This window comes from Thauera sp. (genome assembly GCF_034003485.1).
Taxonomy (GTDB): Bacteria; Pseudomonadota; Gammaproteobacteria; order Burkholderiales; family Rhodocyclaceae; genus Thauera.
Genome location: NZ_JAVEYL010000004.1, coordinates 109,994 through 129,205, shown reverse-complemented (window position 1 = coordinate 129,205; position 19,212 = coordinate 109,994). Strand labels below are relative to the sequence as shown.

Genomic DNA, 19,212 nt, shown 5'->3' with positions numbered 1-19,212 from the left:
ACATGCCCGCCACCCTGCTTTCGGTGCGCAACCTGACCATGCGCTTCGGCGGTCTCACCGCGATCGACGACCTGTCGCTGGAAGTGCCGGCCGGCAGGATCACCGGCATCATCGGACCCAACGGCGCCGGCAAGACCACGCTGTTCAACTGCCTCACCGGCTTCTACAAGCCGACCACCGGCACCCTGCGCCTGGCCCACCCCACGCGCGGGGAGATGCGCCTGGAGGCCCTGCCCAGCCACCGCGTCGCGCGCGACGCCCAGGTCGTGCGCACCTTCCAGAACATCCGCCTGTTTCCCAAGATGACGGTGCTGGAGAACCTCATCGTCGCCCAGCACAACGTGCTGCAGCGCGCCTCGAAGTTCTCGATCGCAGGCCTCTTCAAGCTGCCCGGCTACCGCCAGGCCGAACGCGAGGCCGTCGAGCGCGCGGCGATGTGGCTCGAGCGCCTCAAGCTCACCCACCTCGCCGACCACGCAGCAGGCGACCTGCCCTACGGCATCCAGCGCCGCATCGAGATCGCACGCGCGCTGTGCGTCGACCCGGTGCTGCTGTGCCTGGACGAGCCCGCCGCCGGCCTCAACCCGCGCGAATCGGCCGAGCTCAACGAGTTGCTGCTCTACCTGTGCGGCGAGATGGGGATCGCGATCCTGCTCATCGAGCACGACATGAGCGTGGTGATGAACGTATCCGACCATATCGGCGTGATCAGCTACGGGCGCAAGATCGCCGAAGGCACGCCGGACCAGGTCAAGCACGACCCGCAGGTGATCAAGGCCTACCTGGGCGAGGACGAGGAAGAAGCCGAGGCGGCCATCGCCGCCAAACTGGCGGAAGAAGGCATGGTTGAGGCAAGCACGGGGAGTCAGCCGGCATGATGCTCACAATGGAGGGCGTGCACGCCCATTACGGCCACATCCATGCGCTGCGCGGCATCGACGTCGAGGTCCAGGTCGGCGAGATCGTCACCCTGATCGGCGCCAACGGCGCCGGCAAATCGACGCTGATGATGAGCCTGTTCGGCAGTCCCAAGGCCAGCGCCGGGCGCATCGTCTTCGACGGCGAGGACATCACCCGCGTGCACACGCACGAGATCGCCCGCCGCGGCATCGCCCTGGTGCCCGAAGGCCGGCGCATCTTCCCGCGCATGACGGTGATCGAGAACCTGCAGATGGGCACCGCCCACGCCGACCCGGCCAACTACGCCGCCGACATCGCGCGCGTGTTCGCGATGTTCCCGATCCTCGAGGAGCGCCAGTCGCAGCGCGCCGGCACCCTCTCGGGCGGCGAACAGCAGATGCTGGCGATCGGCCGCGCGCTGATGAGCCGCCCCAAGCTGCTGCTGCTCGACGAGCCTTCGCTCGGCCTGGCGCCGATCTACATCCGCAAGATCTTCCAGATCGTCAAGGAGCTCAACCGCGACCACGGCATGACGATCCTGCTGGTGGAGCAGAACGCCAACCAGGCCCTGCGCGTCGCCGACCGCGGCTACGTGCTGCAGCACGGCGAGATCACGCTCGCCGGGACGGGCGCGGAGTTGCTGGCGAGCCCGGAGGTGCGGGCGGCGTATCTGGAGGGCGGCCACGCCTGAGCACCAACAAGACACAGCCATCAAAACACCCCCTGCCCAAGGCCTTTCGCCGAGGGCAGCCGCAGGTCGCGAATGCAGGCGGCGCCACCCGCCCCGCCCCACGCCCGATCGAAGCCGCACCCCCCGATTCCGCACTTGAAACAACTCCAGCAACGCCCCCCACTCGATGCCCCACACCCCTCAACCCGCCCGTTGGCTCCCCTTCGTCGTCCTCGGCATCGGCCTCACCGCGATCTCCTTCGGCGCCATCTTTGCCCGCTTCGCCCAGGCCGAAGGCGTCAGCTCGCTCGCCGTCGCCACCTGGCGGCTCGGCTTCGCTGCACTCATCATCACCCCGATCGCCATCCTGCAATCGCGCCACGAACTCGCCCGCCTCACCCGCCAGCAGATCGGGATGACGCTGGCGGCGGGCTTCTTCCTTGCGCTGCACTTCGCGACCTGGATCAGCTCGCTCGAATACACCTCGGTCGCCTCCAGCACCGCGCTCGTCACCACCAACCCGCTGTGGATCGGGCTCGCCTCCTTCCTCATCTTCCGCGAGACGCCGACACGCATGATGATCGGCGGCATCGCGCTGTCCTTCGCCGGCAGCCTGTTCATCTTCTGGAGCGACAGCCAGACCGCCAGCGCCGGCAGCAACCCGATGCTGGGCAACCTGCTGGCCCTGATTGGAAGCTGGTGCTTCTCGGCCTACCTGCTCATCGGCCGCCGGCTGCGCGCCGGGCTGGGGCTGCCGGCCTACATCTGGCTCGCCTACGGCGCCGCGGCGCTGTTCCTGTTCGCGGCCAGCGGCGCAGGTGGGGTCGAACTCTTCACCCTGTCGAACACCGCCTGGCTGGTACTGCTCGCCATGGCGCTCGGCCCGCAACTGCTCGGCCACACCGCCTACAACTGGTCGCTGCGCTACGTGTCGGCCACCTTCGTCGCGGTGGTCACGCTCGGCGAGCCGGTGGGCAGCGCGCTGATGGCCTTCATCATCTTCGGCGAGGGCTTCGCGCCGCTGCAGTTCGTGGGCTTCAGCCTGCTGCTGGTGGGGATCTACCTGGCGGCGAAGGGCGAGAGAAGCTGACAGCTGGGCTGCCCCAGCGTCCCCACCCTGGCCGATGCAGACTGCACGCGCTCAGCGTGCCAGGCCCAGCTCGCGCAGGCGCGCATGGATGCCGGCCGCCATGCGCTCGTACCCCGCCGCGTTCGGATGGATCCGGTCGGCGCACAACTCCGGCCGGCCGAGGATGTCGGAGAACACGTCCGGCACCAGCGGCACGCCCTCCTCCTCGGCGAGTTCGGCATAGATCGGCGCATCGGAGGGCCTGCCCGCCACGACGCTCAACAGCGACAGCTCGGGCACGCCCACCAGCACCACCTGCGCCCCACTGTCGCGGACCATGCGCACGATCCTGCGCAGGTCTTCCTTGACCTCGGCCCGCGCGCGACGGCGCAGGAAGTCGTTGCCGCCGATCTCGACCACCACCAGGTCGGGGCTGTACTCCTCGAGCAGGGCCGGCAACCTGGCCGGTCCCGCCTGGGCCGTGTCGCCCGGGATGCCGGCATTGACGATGACCCACCCCGTCAGCGCTGCGAGCTGCGTCGGCCAGTCCTCGCCCTCTGCGGCGCCGGTGCCGTAGGTCACGCTGTCGCCGAAGGCGAGCACGACCGCCTCGGGCGCCAGCGCAGGCAGGCGCGGCAGATCACGGCCACAGGCGGCAAACAGCGCCGCCGCCAGCACGCCGCCGAGAAAAACCCTTCGTTTCATGTTTCGTTCCTGATTTCGCTTGTTCGCTGATGCCGGCGGGAAACCCCGATGGCCCGGGACGGAAACGTCGTCCATGCCCGGGCGCCCGATGCCGGGCCGGCGCGCCATGCCGCACAAAATCGCCTTTGTGTGCGCTATGTCATTGCCGGCGAGGCGGGGCCGATGCTAAATGCCCTTACGCGCTGAGGCGATCGCGGCGATCGCACGGTGCCTTTCATCGCTTCCGGAACCGCGCCATGTGCAGGAACCCCGTCTTCATCGTGATCGGTGCCCTCCTGCTGATCGCACTGGGCCTGTTGGTCTCGCTGCTGGATAACGCCCCCTCCGCACCGGCGCCTGCCCTCGAGCCTGCGCAGCAGACGGTGCGCACCCTGCGCTTCGGCCACAACATCCCCGATGGTGCCCTGTTCGAGGCCGCCGCGCGCTTCGCCGCCGAGGTCGGCAGCCGGAGCGGTGGCGCGCTCCGGATCGAGGTCCATCCCGGCCAGGCGCTGGGCAACGACGACCAGATGCTGGAGATGACGCGCCAGGGCAGCCTCGACCTGCTGCTGATCCCCACCGCCAAGCTCAGCGTGTCGGTCCCCGCCATGCAGTACGCCGACCTGCCGTTCTACTTCCCGACGCGCGAGGACCTCTACGAGATGCTCGACGGCGAGCCGGGGCAGATGCTGCTCGACAAGCTGCGCAGCATCGACCTCATCGGCGTCACCTTCTGGGAGAACGGCTTCAAGCAGTTCACCGGCGATCGGCCGCTGCGCACCCCGGAGGACTTCGCCGGCACCCGGGCGCGCATCATGAAGAGCCGGATGTTGATGGAGCAGTTCCGCGCCTTCGGCGCCCACTCCATCCCGATCGACTTCCACGCCACCCGGCAGGCGCTCGCCGACGGTGTGGTCGATACGCAGGAGAACCCGCTGATCGCCATCGTCAGCATGGGCATCCACGAGGTACAGCCGCACCTGACGCTGAGCAACCACGGCTATCTCGGCTACGTGTTCGTGATCAGCAGCCGCGTCTTCGAGACCTTGAGCGCGGAGCAGCGCAGCCTGCTGATCGACACCGCGCGCGCCCTCACCCCTTGGGAGCGCGCGGAAACCCTGCGCCGCGAGACGGAGCTGCTCGCGACCATCCGTGCCGCCGGCGTCAAGGTGCACGTCCTGAGCGAGGACGAGCGCCGCCGCTTCGCCGCCGCGACCGCCCACATCCCGGGGCACTTCGAGGCCGTGATCGGCCCCGACCTGCTATCGCGCTCCGACGAACTGCTCGAGCGCAAGTACGGCGCACCCGGCAGCCAGCTCCTGATCGGCGTGGACGCCGACCTCTCCAACGACGGACGCCTCGCCGCCCTCGCCATCAAGCGCGGCGCCCAGCTCGCGATCGAGGAAATCAACGCCGGCGGCGGCGTCCTCGGCAAGCCCCTCAAGCTCATCGCCCGCGACCACAAGGGCCAGGCCAGCCTGGGCATCGCCAACATCGAGACCTTCGCCGCCAATTCCGACGTGGTCGCGGTGCTCGGCGGCATGCACTCGCATGTGATCATCGCCGAACAGGAAAGCCTGCATCGCCTCGGCCTGCCGCTGCTCGCGCCGTGGAGCGCCTCGGCCGCGGTGGTGGAGCATGGCTTCCGACCCAATCACATCTTCCGTGCCTCCGCCAACGACGCCCTGGTCGCCCCCTTCCTCGTCGAGCACGTGGGCAAGCGCTTCGGCCAGCCCGCCCTGCTGGTCGAGAACTCGGAGTGGGGACGGGGCATGCAGCGCGAGCTCGGCCGGCACTTCGCGCTGGCCGGGCTGCAGGTGGCGGACGAGGCCGTGTTGAATCGCGGCGCGAGCGATTTCCGCAGCGAGCTGGCGCGCATCAGGGCCAAGGGCGCCGACGTGCTGGTGATGGTCGCCAGCCCCCTCGAGGGCCAGCAAATCGTGCGCGAGATGGCGACGCAGCAGCAGCCACTGCCGATCGTGGCGCACTGGGGGATCACCGGCAGCGACCTGTGGGCCGCCAACCGCGACGTGCTCGGCAAGCTCGAGCTCGACGTGTTCCAGACCGTGAGCCTGATCGACAACCCGCGCCCGCAGGCCAGGGCGCTGGCCCAGCGCTACGTGCAGCGCTACGACTTCGGCGAGCTGGGTCAAATCATCGCCCCGCAGGGCGTGGCCCAGGCCTACGACCTCGTGCACCTGCTCGCTACCGCCTTGCGCCAGGCGGGCACGAGCGAGCGTCAGGCTGTGCGTGCCGCCCTGCAGGCGCTGCCGCCGGTCGAGGGCGCGGTCAGGCGCTACGCGCCGGCCTTCACCGCCGAACGCCATGACGCCCTCGACGCGAGCGACTACCGCATCGCACGCTTCGATGAGCACGGCGCCCTGATCCTGCAGCCGCGCTGACGCTCCCATGCCCGCGACCCGCACCCCGCCGCCCATCCGCCGCCGCAGCCTGAAGCGCAGGCTCACCCTGCAGGTCTCGGCCTTCGTTGCCGCGGTGATGGTGCTGATCACCGTGCTGGTGGCGGTGCAGATGGACAACTACCTGAGCCGGTTGATGCAGGCCTCGCTGCTCGAGGTCGGCCGCGCCAACCAGGCCCTGCTCGAGCAGCGCATCACCGCCCTGGTGGAGAACACCGAGCGCCTGGCGGTAAACGAGCTGGTGATCAACGGCCTGGTCGACGAGCAGGGGCGGCAGTCCTACCTCCCCAAGCTCGCCGAGAACTTCGCCGCCGAACGCGACGTGGTGCGCTTCGCCCTGGTCGACTTCGATGGCCGGCCGGTGTTCCACACCGAGGCTGGCAGCATCGACTACAACGCCTCGCAGGCACTGCGCGGCGCGCTGGCGATGGGCCAGCGCACCCTCTTCATCCGCCAGCCCGAACGGCATCTGGTGGTCGGGGCGCCGATCAGCTTCTACAACACCACCCAGGGCGCGGTCGTCGTCGCCTTCGACCTCGACGCCATCACCGCGCGCAACCCGCTGCACCACCCCCAGGCCTACCTGCGCTTCTTCAAGGACGGCGAGCCCCTTTTCGCCCACAACTTCAAGGCCGGCGAGGCCTACATCACCCAGCGCCTCGCCCCGGGTGCCTCCGAGCCGCTGCTCGCCGCCCTCGGTCTGCAGCTCGAGATCGGCCTGCCCGAGACCGTCTATCGTGACCCGGTGTGGGAGGCCTTGTTCAGCTTCCTGCTCGTCGGCCTGGCGCTGACCGTGGTGGCGGTCTTCCTCAGCGCCTGGATCGGCAACACCATCGCCACGCCCTTGCTGACCCTGTACCGCCGCGTCATCGACGAGGACGACGCCGCCCTCGCACGCCCGCTGGGCACCGGCGACGAGCTCGAGGACCTCGCCGCCGCCTTCGCCCGCCGCACCACCGAGCTGCGCCAGATGCAGGGCGAGCTCGAGCAGCGCGTGGCGCAGCGCACCGCCGAGCTGTCGGCCGCGCGCCATGAGGCGGAGGAGGCGAACCGGGCGAAGTCCGACTTCCTCGCCAACATGAGCCATGAGATCCGCACCCCGCTCAACGTCATCATCGGCATGGTGCACCTGACCCTGGGCACCGAGCTCGGCGAGCGCCAGCGCAACTACCTGGTGAAGGTGCACCGCTCCGCCGAGGCCCTGCTCGCGCTCATCAACGACATCCTCGACTTCTCGAAGATCGAGGCGCGCAAGCTGGCGCTCGACGCGGTCGAGTTCGACCTCCACGACGTCCTCGACGACTTCAGCAACGTGGTCGGGCTCAAGGCAGAGGAGAAGCGGCTCGAGCTGCTCTTCGACCTGCCGCCCGCGCTGCCGCGCCACCTCATCGGCGACCCGCTGCGCGTCGGGCAGGTGCTGACCAACCTGGGCTACAACGCGGTGAAGTTCACCGCGCGCGGCGAGGTCGTGGTCGCGGTGCGCGAGATCGACCGCGAGGCCGACCGCGTCACCCTGCAATTCACCGTGCGCGACACCGGCATCGGCATCTCCGCCGAGCAGATGGCACGCCTGTTCCAGCAGTTCAGCCAGGCCGACAGCTCGACCACCCGGCGCTACGGCGGCACCGGGCTCGGCCTGGCGATCTCGCGCCACCTGGTCGAGATGATGGGCGGCAAGATCTGGGCCGAGAGCACGCCGGGCGTGGGCAGCGCCTTCCACTTCACCCTGCCCGCGCGCTGCTGCGACCAGCCCGGCGCCCGCGGCCTGACCGCGTTGGCGGAGCCGGCGCTGACCGCACTGCGCATCCTGGTGGTCGACGACAACGAGAGCGCGCGCAAGGTCTTCGAGTGCATGCTCGATGCCCTTCAGCTTGCCTGCCGCTGCGTGGCCAGCGGCGCGGAGGCGCTGGCCGAGCTCGAGCGTGCCGAGCGCGCCGGCGAGGCCTACGATCTCGTGCTGATGGACTGGATGATGCCCGACATGGACGGCCTGAGCTGCGCACGTGAGCTCGCCCGCCGCCTGCCGGCAGCGCGCCGGCCCAGGGTCATCGTGGTGACCGCGCGCGATCCCGGCGAGCTGCCGCCCGATGCGGCCGTGTTCGCCGCCATCGCCAAGCCGGTGACGCCGTCCTCGCTGCTCGACGCGATCCTGCGCGCCCTCGGCCACGACCGCCCGGCGCGCAGCCGGCGCGCGTTGCGTGCCGAGGAAAGCCGCACGGTCAGCGACCAGCTGCGCGGCGCCCACCTGCTGCTGGTCGAGGACAACGAGCTCAACCAGGAGCTCGCCCGCGACCTCCTCCACAACGCGGGCATCAGCCTGCGGGTGGCCGGCAACGGCCGCGAGGCCCTGGACTGGCTCGAGCGCGAGCGCTTCGACGGCGTGCTGATGGACCTGCAGATGCCGGTCATGGACGGCTACGCCGCCACCCGTGCGATCCGCCTCGACCCGCGCTGGCACGCACTGCCGGTGATCGCGATGACGGCGAACGTGATGGCCGGCGATCGCGAGAAGGCCCTCGCCGCCGGGCTCGACGACCAGATCGGCAAGCCGCTCGACGTCGCCCGCATGTTCCAGACCCTGGCGCACTGGATCAAGCCGCGCGTGGGCGCGCAGCCCAGCGCTGCACCGGCCGCCCCCCCGGACGCGGAAACCGCGCTGCCCGCGCCGGCAGCGGCGGCCCTGCCCGCCAGCCTGCCCGGCATCGACCTGCAGCGTGGCCTGCACGGCTGCGACGGCAAGCCACACACCTACCTCAAGCTGCTGCGCCTGTTCGCGCATGGCCAGACCGGCTTCGCCGAGCGCTTCACCCGCGCCCGCCAGGCGGGCGAGCACGACACCGCGACCCGCCTCGCCCACACCCTCAAGAGCGTGGCCGCGAGCATCGGCGCCCTGCTCCTGTCCGAGGCGGCGGGGCAGCTCGAGGCAGCCTGCCGCGCGTCCGCCCCGGATGCCGAGCTCGAGGTCGCGCTCGGTGCCGTGACCACGGCCCTGGCGCCGGTCCTCGACGGGCTCGCGGATGGACTCGCAGAGGGGCCCGCACCCGCGCCGGCGAGCCCGCACCCCACTTCCCCGATCGATGCCGGCGCGCTGGCCGAGGCGCTCGCCAGCCTGCGCACCCTCCTCCAGGACAGCGACACCGAGGCCATCGAACTGTTCGCCAGCGTGCGGGAGTCATTGCACGGCGCGCTCCCTGCGGACAAAATCGCACGACTGGAGCAAGCGATCAACGGCTACGACTTCGGCCAGGCGCTCGGCGACCTGCAGGACCTCGCCGAGACACTCCGGATCGACGCGGGCGGGCCCGCCTGATCAACCCCCTTCCGGTTCACGGACACATGGCCACGCCAGACACCCGACAGCGCGTCCTCATCATCGACGACACCCCCGAGAACATCGAGATCCTGCGCCAGCTGCTGCGCGCGGACTATGCCGTGCAGGCCGCGATCAACGGCGCAAAGGGCCTCGAGATCGCGCGCAACCTGCCGCAGCCCGACATCATCCTGCTCGACATCATGATGCCGGGCATGGATGGCTACGAGGTTTGCCGCCGGCTCAAGAGCGAACCCGCAACCGAGCACATCCCGGTGGTGTTCATCACCGCGCTCGACCAGACCGGCCATGAGACCACCGGCCTCGAGCTCGGCGCGGTCGACTACATCCGCAAGCCCTTCGAGCCGCTGGTGGTGAGGGCGCGGGTAAACAACCACCTGCGGCTAAAGCGCTACGAACAGGGGCTCGAGGACCTGGTGCAGGAACGCACCGCCGAGCTCGCCCTGACCCAGCAGGTCACCATCGAGGCCCTAGCCTCGCTCGCCGAGTACCGCGACAGCGAGACCGGCGGCCACATCAAGCGCACCCAGCACTACATGCTGGCGCTCGCCACCCACCTCGGCGAGCACGGCCCCTACCGCGCCCAGCTCGACCCCCGGACCGTCGAGCTGCTGTTCCGCTGCGCCCCCCTGCACGACATCGGCAAGGTCGCGATCCCGGACCGCATCCTGCTCAAACCCGGCAAGCTCACCGCGGAAGAGTTCGAGCACATGAAGCGCCACGTCGAGTACGGCGCCAACGCCCTCGACGTCGCCAAGGGCCCTCTCGGCAGCAGCCACTTCCTGCGCCTGGCGCGCGAGCTGATCCTCGGCCACCACGAACGCTGGGATGGCCGCGGCTATCCGGGTGGACTCGCGGGCGAGGACATTCCGCTCGCCGGCAGGCTGATGGCGCTGGCCGATGTGTACGACGCACTCATCTGCATGCGGGTGTACAAGGACGCCCTGACCCACGCCGAGGCCGCCAGCCTCATCATCGCGGAACGTGGCGCGCACTTCGACCCCGTCATCGTCGACGCCTTCGCCGAGCTCGCCGACCAGTTCCAGGCGATCGCCCGCACCTATTCGGATCACCTCCTGACCCCGGCCTGAGCGCCCCCTCGGCGACCCGCCTGGGGAACGTTGGCCGCGCATTTCACGTCGGAGTGGTCAGGAGGTTCCCATGCGTCCCGACCCCAAGCACCCTGCGCCCTTCCCCCTGCCCTGCAATCCGCCCATGAGCCGCGCCCGCTTCCTGCGCCTAACGGCTGCCACGATGGCAGGATTCGCCCTCGGCACGCCGACTGCTGCCGCGCGCGTCGGATCGGCGCCGTCCGCAGCTTTGCTCACCCGGCCCATCCCCGCCACCGGCGAACCCCTGCCGGTGATCGGCTGCGGCACCTACATCGGCTTCGACGTCGCCCGCGACAGCGCCGAGCACCAGCGCCTGCCCGGCGTGCTGCAGGCCTTGTTCGACGCCGGTGGCTCGGTGATCGACAGCTCGCCGATGTACGGCCGCGCCGAGGCGGTGACCGGCGAACTGCTCGCCGCCGCCGGCAGCCACGGCAAGGCCTTCCTCGCCACCAAGGTGTGGACGCGCGGGCGTGCCGAAGGTATTCGCCAGATGGAGGAATCCCTGCGCCGCCTGCAGGTCGAGCGCCTCGATCTGATGCAGATCCACAACCTGGTCGACTGGCAGACCCACCTCGCCACCCTGCGCGACTGGAAGGCCGCCGGGCGGGTGCGCTACCTCGGCGTGACCCACTACACCGCCGGCGCCTACGACGCGCTCGAGGCCGTCATGCGCGCCGAGGCGCTGGACTTCGTGCAGATCAACTACTCGGCGGACGAGCGCGAGGCCGAGCGCCGCATCCTGCCGCTGGCGGCCGAGCGCGGCATGGCGGTGATCATCAACCGCCCCTTCGGCGGCGGCGGCCTGCTGCGCCGCCTGCGCGCGCGCCCGCTCCCGCCGTGGGCCGCCGAGATCGGCGCCACGAGCTGGGCACAGGTGCTGCTGAAGTTCGTGCTCTCGCACCCGGCGGTCACCTGCGCCATCCCCGGCACCAGCCGCCCCGAGCACATGGCCGACAACGCACTCGCCGGCACCGGCGAGATCCCCGAACCCACTTTCTGGGCGCGCCATTCCGTCGACGCGAGCTGATCGCAGGCGGCGCGCCTCACCGCGACAGCACCCGCCGCCCGGCGCTCAATGCACGTCGTCGGCCCGCTCGCCAGCGTTGACGGCGTCGCTCGCCCCCAGGCGGCCGATCGCAGGCAGGCGCAGGGCCGGACGGTTGAAGTCCACGCCGAAGTTGAGTCCGAGCAGGTTCAGCTCGATGCCCTCCTGCACACCCACACTCAGCCCCAGCAGGCCAAGCAACGAGAACTGCAGCCCCGAACCCGACGACGACACGCCGAGCGGACGCGTGACCGGGCGGTAGTCCTTGCCGATTGCGTTCGCCGGCAGGTCCAGGCGCAGCGCAGGCACCTCGCGCCCGATGTGAGCGAGGAAGGTGTTGCTGTTGGGGCCGGGATAGCTGCGGTATTCCTCGGCGTGCGGGTAGCGATCGATCGCGGCTTCGATGTCGTCGATCATGGCCTCGACGCCCTCGCCGCGATGGTCAACAAGTACGCTCGGCGTGGCGCCGAACCACAGCCCGTCGGGCAGCGCGTAGTTGCGCCGCACCACCGTGCCGCGCCCCCAGCCGATCACGTCGTAGCGGGTGTAGGCCGTCTCGCCGGCACGCTTGAAGATGATCCACGGATGCACGGCGAAATAGCCGCGCCAGCCGAAGGTGGCGGCGGCATAGACCTGCACGATCGCGGTGTCGGCCAGGCGCGCAGGATCGGGGGCGAGCCCCGCCGAATGGCGCGCAGCCGTTCGCCAGGTGCGTACTTCACTCGCACCCGCAGCCTCGACCGGTCGCGGGTTGTTGGCGAGGCTCAGGCCGACGGACAGCAGCAGCACGGCACTCACGCCGAGGGCGGCAAGGGAAGCGGGTTTCACAGGCACGGGGCGCTGGTGCGCCGCAGAATTGTCGATGGAAATCAGAGCCCGCCCGGGCGCGCAAGTTCAGCCGGCGGCTGAAATGCGATGCGCTCGGGGATTCACTTAATAACTCCTTGTTCTATGCAATTTCTCCGAAAGCCCTTCGGAGAATAACGTCCCTCTCGTATCCTTCGCATCCATTGCGGTACCCGTGCCCCTCAGGCGCGTGCGTGCTCACCGCCCCCGAACCGAAAATTCCTGTGGAGGAATACGCCATGCTGAAGCAAACCACCCTGCGCGCCCTCGCCCCGCTGTCCCTCGCCCTTGCCCTCGCCACCGGCGGGGTGGCGCTGTCCGCGCCCGCGATCGCCAATCAGGCCGCACAGGCGGCACAAGCCGTCTCCGCGCCCGCGCCGCTTGCCGCACCCGCGCCGCTGTTGAACGCCGCCGAACTCAAGGCCGTGCTCGGCCAGCCCGGCGTACGCGTGCTCGACATCCGCGCCGACAAGGACTACGCCGCCGGCCACATCCCCGGCGCGGTGAGCACGCCCTACGGCAAGTACCGCGGCCCGAAGGAGAACCCCGGCCAGTTGCCTGCAGAGGCCGCGCTGACCCAGGTGCTGCAGGCGGCCGGTATCGATCGCGACACCCACGTGATCGTGGTGCATGCCGGCACCGACCACACCGATTTCGGCGCTGCGGCGCGCGTGTACTGGACGCTGAAGGTCGGCGGCCTCACCCGCCTGTCGATCCTCGACGGTGGCACCAAGACGTGGAAGGGCGCCGGCGGCGCGCTCGAAACCACCGTGCCGCAGGTGGCGCCCAGCCAGTTCGCCTACCGCTACGACCAGGAGCAGATCGTGACCAGCGAGGAACTCGCCGCCGCCCTGCAGTCGAGCAGCACGCCGCTGCTGGTCGATGCCCGCCCGCCGAAGTTCTTCTCCGGCGAGGCGCGCACCGACGCTGCCGCGCGCTACGGCACGCTGCCGGGGGCCAAGTCCTTCGACAACGCACAGTTCTTCCCCAAGGATGGCACCACGCTCAAGCCCGCGAGCGAGCTCAAGGCGCTGGTGGCGCTGTCCGGCGCCGACGCTGCGCCGGCGGTGTCGTTCTGCAACACCGGCCACTGGGCGGCGACCAACTGGTTCGTGATGTCCGAGATCGCCGGCAACAAGGCGGTCAAGCTCTACCCGGCGTCGGTGGTGGAGTGGAGCCAGGCCGAGCGCCCGATGCAGAACCAGCCCTCGCGCGTCACCGCGCTGGTGCAGGACGTCAAGCGCGCGTTCGACAAGTAAGGCGGGAACAGGACGATGCGCTGGCTCAACCGAACCTTCCTCATCACCGGCGGCCTCGCCGGCGTGCTCGCGGTCACGCTCGCCGCCGGCCTGCGCCAGGGGCTGCTGGCGCTGCTGGGCATCGCCTTCGGCGCGGTGCTGCAGGGTGCGCGCTTCGGCTTCACCACCGGCTGGCGCGACTTCATCGAGCGCCGTGACCCGCAGGGCCTGTGGGCCCAGATGCTGCTGATGGTGCTCGCGGCCGCGCTCACGCTGCCGCTGATCGCCGGTAGTGGTGGCGAACTGGTGGGCGCGGTGGCGCCGCTGACGATCAGCCTGGTGCTCGGCGCCTTCCTGTTCGGCGCCGCCATGCAGCTCGCCGACGGTTGCGGCTCGGGCACACTGTACAAGGCTGGCGCCGGCTCGCCCTTGTCCTTCGTGGTGCTGCCAACCTTCGCCTTCGGCAGCTTCCTCGGCGCCTCGCACCAGCCGGCATGGATCGAGGTCGGCGGCCTGCCGGCGGTCGATCTGCTCGCCTTTGGCTGGCCGACCGCGCTCGCCATCACGGTGGCCGCTTGCGGCCTGGTCGCCTGGCTGGCCGGGCGCGCTGCGCGCAAGACAGGGCGCGGCACGATCGACGCGGCCGCGCCGGCTTCGCCCCAGGCGTTGGCGCAACAGCTCGTGCGCGCCGGCACTGCGAGCTTCGTCGCCACTGCAGCACCGGTCAAAGGCACGCGCTTTGCCCGGCGCTGGTGGCTCGGTGCCCTGCTGCTGGCGGTGCTCTACCTGTTCCACCTGGTCGTCGCCGGCCAGCCCTGGGGCATCGTCTACGGCATGGGCGTGTGGGGTGCGAAGGCGGTCGCCGCGCTCGGCTGGGACCTGTCGGGCGATGCCTTCTGGGGCGTGGCGCCGCATGCGCAGCGCCTGGTCGACCCGATCCTCGCCGACGTCACCTCGGTGACCAATATCGGCCTCATCTACGGTGCCATCGCCGCCTCGCGCTGGAACGGACCGGCCGATTTCAGCCTGCCCTCGGGCAAGCGCCTGTTCGCCGCCGCGATCGCCGGCCTGGTGATGGGTTACAGCGCGCGCATGGCCTTCGGCTGCAACGTCGGCGCCTATCTGGGCGGCATCGCCTCGGCCAGCGTGCACGGCTGGGTGTGGTTCGCGCTCGCGTTTGCCGGCTCGATCGTCGGCGTGCGCATCCGTCGCCGTGTCGACGCATAAGGAGGACGACATGGACAACAAGAAAGTCTTCCGCGTCGGCTTTGCGCTGTTCTGGCTGGCAGCGCTGGCCCTGCTCGCCCTCGACACCGCCAGCAGCGGCAGCGTGCGCGTCGAGCCGCCGCCGATCGCGCTCGGCAGCGGCCAGGCGGCCTCGGGCGGGCACTGCTCGGGGCGCTGACCGGCACCACAGCCACTCAGCCAGCATCGCAGGCCGGCGCCTCGCCCGCGCCATCGCCGTCATGGGCGCGCGCGCCTGACGGCGCACGAGCGCATGGTGATCGCACTACTCGACGCCAGGCCGCCGGACACGCGCGGCTCGCGATAGCATTGCGCCCCAGGACGTAGCGGGCTGCACGCGACGAGGCACCTCGGCCGCCCCCTGGCAGCCGGAGATCGAGAGGACGACATGAAGCTTCTGCTGGTTGAAGACGACCCGACGCTGGCCGAGGGCATCGCCGAGTTCCTGCGCGGCCAGGGTGACGAGGTGACCGTCGAGGACGACGGCATGCGGGCCGACCGCCTGCTGCAGGAAAACGGCTTCGACTTCGTGCTGCTCGACCTCGGCCTGCCCGGGCTCGGTGGCTACGAGGTGGTGCGCCGCATCCGCAAACGCGGCCAGCGCATGCCGGTGATCCTGATCACCGCGCGCGACGCACTGGACGACCGCATCTACGGCCTGGACCTCGGCGCCGACGACTACCTGGTCAAGCCCTTCGAGCTCGCCGAGCTGAGCGCGCGCATGCGTGCGGTGCTGCGCCGCGGTGGCACGAGCGCGGAGCCCGCGCTCGGCTTCGGTCCGCTGGTGCTCGATATCGACGGCCGGCTTGCCGAACTGGCCGGCGAGCCGCTCGCCCTCAGCGGGCGCGAGTGGGAGGTGCTCGAAGCCCTGGTGCGCGCGGACGGGCGCACCGTCGCCCGCGAGCGTCTGCAAGGCGAAGGCAGCAGCAACGCGCTCGAGGTCTATATCTCGCGCCTGCGTCCGCGCCTGGAGGCGGCCGGCGTGCTGATCCGCACGGTGCGCGGCTTCGGCTATCGCCTCGAGCGCGTGAAGGAGCGTCGCGACGGTGCAGACTAGTCTTCGCCGCAACCTGCTCAGCGCGCTGGCGGCGCCCACCGTGGTGCTGCTGGTCACCGCAGGCGCGGTCGCCTACAGCAGCGCGAAGTGGGTGGTGGGCAACGCCTACGACGGCAACCTGCTCAACCTCGCGCAGGCCATCGCTACCCATGTACACGCGGCCCCGGACGGCCTCACCCTCACGCTCTCGCCCGAGGTCGAGGCCGTACTGCGCACCGACACGTTCGACCGCATCTACTTCCGCGTGCGCGACCCACAGGGCCGCCTGCTGGGTGGCGATGCGGAGCTGCCGCAACTGGACGACAGCGACGCCCTGTCCAGCCTGCCCGTGCCCTACACACCGGTGGGCAAGGAGGCCCCGCCGGTCCGCACGCCGTCGTCCCGTCCGCTGTTCCGTGATCTCGCCTACGCCGGCCAACCGATCCGCGCCCTCAAGCTTTACCGCGAGAGTGGCGCGGGCGGCTTCCACATCATGGTCGCGGAGACCCTGGGCAAGCGCAACGAAGCGATGGACCGGCTGGTGATCGGTTTTACCTGGGCCGGCGTCCTGCTGCTGATTGCCGCCGGCGTCATCGCGCGCTTCAGCATCCCGAGCGGACTGGCGCCGCTGGAGCGCCTCGAGAACTCGCTGCGCGCGCGCTCCGGCACCGATCTTTCACCAATCGATCCGGCCGGGGTCCCGCGCGAGGTGCGCGAAGTCATCGGCGCACTCAACGGCCTGCTCGAGCGCCTGCGCACCGCCAACGCGCAGCAGCGCGCCTTCCTGCAGGACGCCGCCCACCAGTTGCGCACGCCGCTCGCCGGTCTGCAGATGCAGCTCGAACTGCTCGAGGCGAGGCCCGCGGACCACGCAGCGCGTGCCCGCCTGCGCGGGTCGGTCGCGCGCGTCACGCGCCTGGCCAATCAGTTGCTCGCGCTCGCCCGCGCCGAAGCCGGTGAACGACTGATCACCGACGCCACCGAAGTCGACCTCGCCGCGCTGATCGATGCCATGGTCGAGGACTGGGTCGACCGCGCCGACGAACGCAACATCGACCTCGGCATCGAGCGCGGGCCGGTCCGCCTGCATGGCGACCCCACGCTGCTGCAGGAACTGATCGCCAACCTGATGGACAACGCGCTCAAGTACGGACGCGCCGGCGGCATGGTCGGGCTTCGTTGCGTCATGCAGGATGAGCACGTGCTGATCGAGGTCTGCGACGACGGCCCCGGGATTCCGGCCGCCGTGCGCGAACAGGTTTTCGAGCGCTTCTACCGCCACGCCGGCAGCCAGGCGAACGGCAGTGGACTCGGGCTGTCGATCGCGCGCGAGATCGTGCGCAGCCATGGCGGGCGCATCGCCATCGACGACGGCGAGGGCGGCCGCGGCACCTGCGTGCGCGTCCGCCTGCCCGCAAACACGAACACAAGATAAAACCGCGGGGCGGTGAGCCTGCGCCCACCGCCCCGCGGTGTTTCACACCGGCCGGCGGCACCCTTGTGGATGCCACCGGCGGCCATGCTGCTTAGTGCGACGAAGCAGACGAGGCGCCGATACCGGTTTCCGAACGCACCTTCTGCGCCATGTAACCGGCACGGTCGAGCTTGGCACGCGCGCTGTTGTCGAGGATCGAGAACAGCCAGATGCCGATGAAGCCCGCCGCCATCGAGAACAGGGCCGGCGAAGCGTACGGGAACAGCGCCGAACCCTTCGGGTTGCCGAGCGTGACTTCCCACACCGACGGCGACACGATGGTCAGCGCCACCGCGGTGATCAGGCCGAGGAAGCCGCCGATCGTCGCGCCGCGGGTCGTGCAGTCCTTCCACAGCACCGACATGAACAGCACCGGGAAGTTTGCCGAGGCTGCGATTGCGAAGGCCAGCGACACCATGAAGGCGATGTTCTGCTTCTCGAACGCGATGCCCAGGATGACCGCGATGAAACCGAGCACCAGGGTGGTGATGCGCGAGACACGCAGTTCGGAAGCCGAATCGGCATTGCCCTTCTTGAACACCGTGGCGTACAGGTCGTGCGACACCGCCGAGGCCCCCGACAGGGTCAGGCCGGCCACCACCGCCAGAATCGTGGCGAACGCAACCGCAGAGATGAAGCCGAGGAACACGTTGCCGCCGACCGCGTTGGCGAGGTGGATCGCCGCCATGTTGCTGCCGCCGATCAGGCCGCCGTTGGCGTCGAGGAAGCTCGAGTCGGTGGACACCAGCACGATCGCGCCGAAGCCGATGATGAAGGTGAGGACGTAGAAGTAACCGATCCAGGTCGTCGCCCAGAACACCGACTTGCGGGCTTGCTTGGCATCGGGAACGGTGAAGAAACGCATCAGGATGTGCGGCAGGCCGGCAGTACCGAACATCAGCGCCATGCCGAACGAGATCGCCGAGATCGGATCCTTGATGAAGGAGCCCGGCCCCATGATCGCCTGGCCAACGGCAGAGGCTTCCAGAGCGGTCTTGCCAGTGGCAGCAGACACTTCGGTCTTGACGCGGACCGCATCGGCGAACAGCGCCTCGGGCGAGAAGCCGTAGTTCAGCAGCACCATGAAGGCCATGAACGACGCACCCGCGAGCAGCAGGCAGGCCTTGATGATCTGCACCCAGGTGGTCGCGGTCATGCCGCCGAACAGCACGTAGATCATCATCAGCGCGCCGACGATCACCACCGCCATCCAGTACTCTAGGCCGAACAGCAGCTTGATGAGCTGGCCGGCGCCGACCATCTGCGCGATCAGGTAGAAGGCGACCACGACCAGCGTGCCCGAGGCCGCGAAGGCGCGGATCGGGGTCTGCTGGAAGCGGTAGGCCGCCACGTCGGCGAAGGTGAACTTGCCGAGGTTGCGCAGGCGCTCCGCCATCAGGAAGGTGATCACCGGCCAGCCGACCAGGAAGCCGATCGAGTAGATCAGGCCGTCATAGCCGCTCGCCATCACCGCCGCGGAAATACCGAGGAAGGACGCCGCAGACATGTAGTCGCCAGCGATTGCCAGGCCGTTCTGGAAGCCGGTGATGCCGCCGCCGCCGGTGTAGAAGTCGGACGCCGACTTGGTCTTGGCCGCAGCCCACTTGGTGATGTAGAGCGTGCCGAGGACGAACACACCGAACATCATGATGGCCGTCCAGTTGGTGGCCTGCTTCTCGGCCTGGCCGAGGTCGCCGCCCGCGGCCAGCGCCACCGAGGACAGCAGGGCGAGCACGAGGCCGCCCGCGAGTTTCGCGTTGATACCGATCATTTGCCCGCCTCCTCGACGATTTCACGGGTGAGCTGGTCAAATTCGGAGTTCGCGCGGCGCACGTAGAAGCCGGTGATCAGGATGGTGAACACGATGACACCGAAACCGACCGGGATGCCGACCGTCATCACGCCCTCGCCCAGGCGGGCGGAGAGGACTTCCTTGTTGAATGCGATGAGCGCGATGTAGCCGTAGTACACGACCATCATGACCGCGGTGAGGATCCAGCCGAAGCTGGAGCGCGTGCGTACCAGTTTCTGGTACTTGGGGTTAGCGGCGATTTTGGCCGCCATATCGTTTTCCATATCTCCCTCCTTCTGCGGTGAAAGGACCGGACGCCTGTCCGGTTGCACGCACCTTAGGAGGAGAGA

The 19,212-nt window shown here is 69.6% G+C and carries 16 protein-coding genes; 12 read left to right on the top strand and 4 right to left on the bottom strand.

Annotated features, from left to right (window positions below):
• Positions 1 to 2: 2 nt before the first annotated feature.
• The 3 genes from RBT54_RS03495 to RBT54_RS03485 all read left to right on the top strand — a co-directional run bounded on the left by RBT54_RS03495 (position 3) and on the right by RBT54_RS03485 (position 2,660).
• Positions 3 to 878, top strand: coding sequence for an ABC transporter ATP-binding protein (locus RBT54_RS03495; RefSeq protein ID WP_413788419.1), 876 nt, complete (start codon positions 3 to 5; stop codon positions 876 to 878).
• Complete coding sequence (locus tag RBT54_RS03490; RefSeq protein WP_320364197.1) at positions 878 to 1,591, top strand: ABC transporter ATP-binding protein; 714 nt, start codon at positions 878 to 880, stop codon at positions 1,589 to 1,591. The genes RBT54_RS03495 and RBT54_RS03490 overlap by 1 nt, the downstream gene beginning before the upstream one ends.
• Positions 1,592 to 1,757: 166 nt before the next feature.
• Positions 1,758 to 2,660, top strand: a complete 903-nt coding sequence (locus tag RBT54_RS03485) for a DMT family transporter (protein ID WP_320364139.1) — start codon at positions 1,758 to 1,760, stop codon at positions 2,658 to 2,660.
• Between the two features lie 51 nt (positions 2,661 to 2,711).
• Here RBT54_RS03485 and RBT54_RS03480 read toward each other — a convergent pair whose 3' ends face one another.
• A complete protein-coding gene (locus RBT54_RS03480) occupies positions 2,712 to 3,344 on the bottom strand; it encodes an arylesterase (protein WP_320364137.1) in 633 nt (210 codons plus the stop codon).
• A gap of 236 nt (positions 3,345 to 3,580) precedes the next feature.
• Here RBT54_RS03480 and RBT54_RS03475 point away from each other — a divergent pair, with 236 nt between their 5' ends.
• From RBT54_RS03475 to RBT54_RS03460, 4 genes are all read left to right on the top strand, one after another.
• Positions 3,581 to 5,725, top strand: a complete 2,145-nt coding sequence (locus tag RBT54_RS03475; protein ID WP_320364135.1) for a DctP family TRAP transporter solute-binding subunit — start codon at positions 3,581 to 3,583, stop codon at positions 5,723 to 5,725.
• Positions 5,726 to 5,732: 7 nt separating this feature from the next.
• The gene (locus RBT54_RS03470) at positions 5,733 to 9,053 is read left to right on the top strand and encodes a response regulator (protein ID WP_320364134.1); all 3,321 of its coding nucleotides are present in this window, start codon (positions 5,733 to 5,735) and stop codon (positions 9,051 to 9,053) included.
• Positions 9,054 to 9,079: 26 nt separating this feature from the next.
• The gene (locus RBT54_RS03465; protein ID WP_320364133.1) at positions 9,080 to 10,165 is read left to right on the top strand and encodes a two-component system response regulator; all 1,086 of its coding nucleotides are present in this window, start codon (positions 9,080 to 9,082) and stop codon (positions 10,163 to 10,165) included.
• A gap of 70 nt (positions 10,166 to 10,235) precedes the next feature.
• Complete coding sequence (locus RBT54_RS03460) at positions 10,236 to 11,213, top strand: aldo/keto reductase (protein WP_320364132.1); 978 nt, start codon at positions 10,236 to 10,238, stop codon at positions 11,211 to 11,213.
• A gap of 45 nt (positions 11,214 to 11,258) precedes the next feature.
• Here the strand turns inward: RBT54_RS03460 and RBT54_RS03455 are convergent, their stop codons facing one another.
• Positions 11,259 to 12,059, bottom strand: coding sequence for a DUF3750 domain-containing protein (locus RBT54_RS03455; protein WP_320364196.1), 801 nt, complete (start codon positions 12,057 to 12,059; stop codon positions 11,259 to 11,261).
• A 257-nt stretch (positions 12,060 to 12,316) separates the two neighbouring features.
• On the opposite strand from RBT54_RS03455, the gene RBT54_RS03450 reads away from it, so the two are divergent.
• From RBT54_RS03450 to RBT54_RS03430, 5 genes are all read left to right on the top strand, one after another.
• Positions 12,317 to 13,336: a sulfurtransferase gene (locus RBT54_RS03450; RefSeq protein WP_320364130.1), complete on the top strand. Its 1,020-nt coding sequence runs from the start codon at positions 12,317 to 12,319 to the stop codon at positions 13,334 to 13,336.
• A 15-nt stretch (positions 13,337 to 13,351) separates the two neighbouring features.
• A complete protein-coding gene (locus RBT54_RS03445; protein WP_320364128.1) occupies positions 13,352 to 14,542 on the top strand; it encodes a YeeE/YedE family protein in 1,191 nt (396 codons plus the stop codon).
• 10 nt (positions 14,543 to 14,552) lie between these two features.
• On the top strand, positions 14,553 to 14,720 hold the full coding sequence (locus tag RBT54_RS03440; RefSeq protein WP_320364126.1) for a hypothetical protein: 168 nt from the start codon (positions 14,553 to 14,555) through the stop codon (positions 14,718 to 14,720).
• A gap of 228 nt (positions 14,721 to 14,948) precedes the next feature.
• Positions 14,949 to 15,617: a response regulator transcription factor gene (locus tag RBT54_RS03435; protein ID WP_320364124.1), complete on the top strand. Its 669-nt coding sequence runs from the start codon at positions 14,949 to 14,951 to the stop codon at positions 15,615 to 15,617.
• On the top strand, positions 15,607 to 17,031 hold the full coding sequence (locus tag RBT54_RS03430) for a sensor histidine kinase (protein WP_320364122.1): 1,425 nt from the start codon (positions 15,607 to 15,609) through the stop codon (positions 17,029 to 17,031). The genes RBT54_RS03435 and RBT54_RS03430 overlap by 11 nt, the downstream gene beginning before the upstream one ends.
• A gap of 91 nt (positions 17,032 to 17,122) precedes the next feature.
• Here RBT54_RS03430 and RBT54_RS03425 read toward each other — a convergent pair whose 3' ends face one another.
• Together RBT54_RS03425 and RBT54_RS03420 are read right to left on the bottom strand one after the other, a co-directional pair.
• On the bottom strand, positions 17,123 to 18,841 hold the full coding sequence (locus RBT54_RS03425) for a cation acetate symporter (RefSeq protein WP_320364120.1): 1,719 nt from the start codon (positions 18,839 to 18,841) through the stop codon (positions 17,123 to 17,125).
• On the bottom strand, positions 18,838 to 19,146 hold the full coding sequence (locus RBT54_RS03420; protein WP_320364118.1) for a DUF485 domain-containing protein: 309 nt from the start codon (positions 19,144 to 19,146) through the stop codon (positions 18,838 to 18,840). Before RBT54_RS03420 ends, RBT54_RS03425 begins: the two co-directional genes overlap by 4 nt.
• Positions 19,147 to 19,212: the final 66 nt, after the last annotated feature.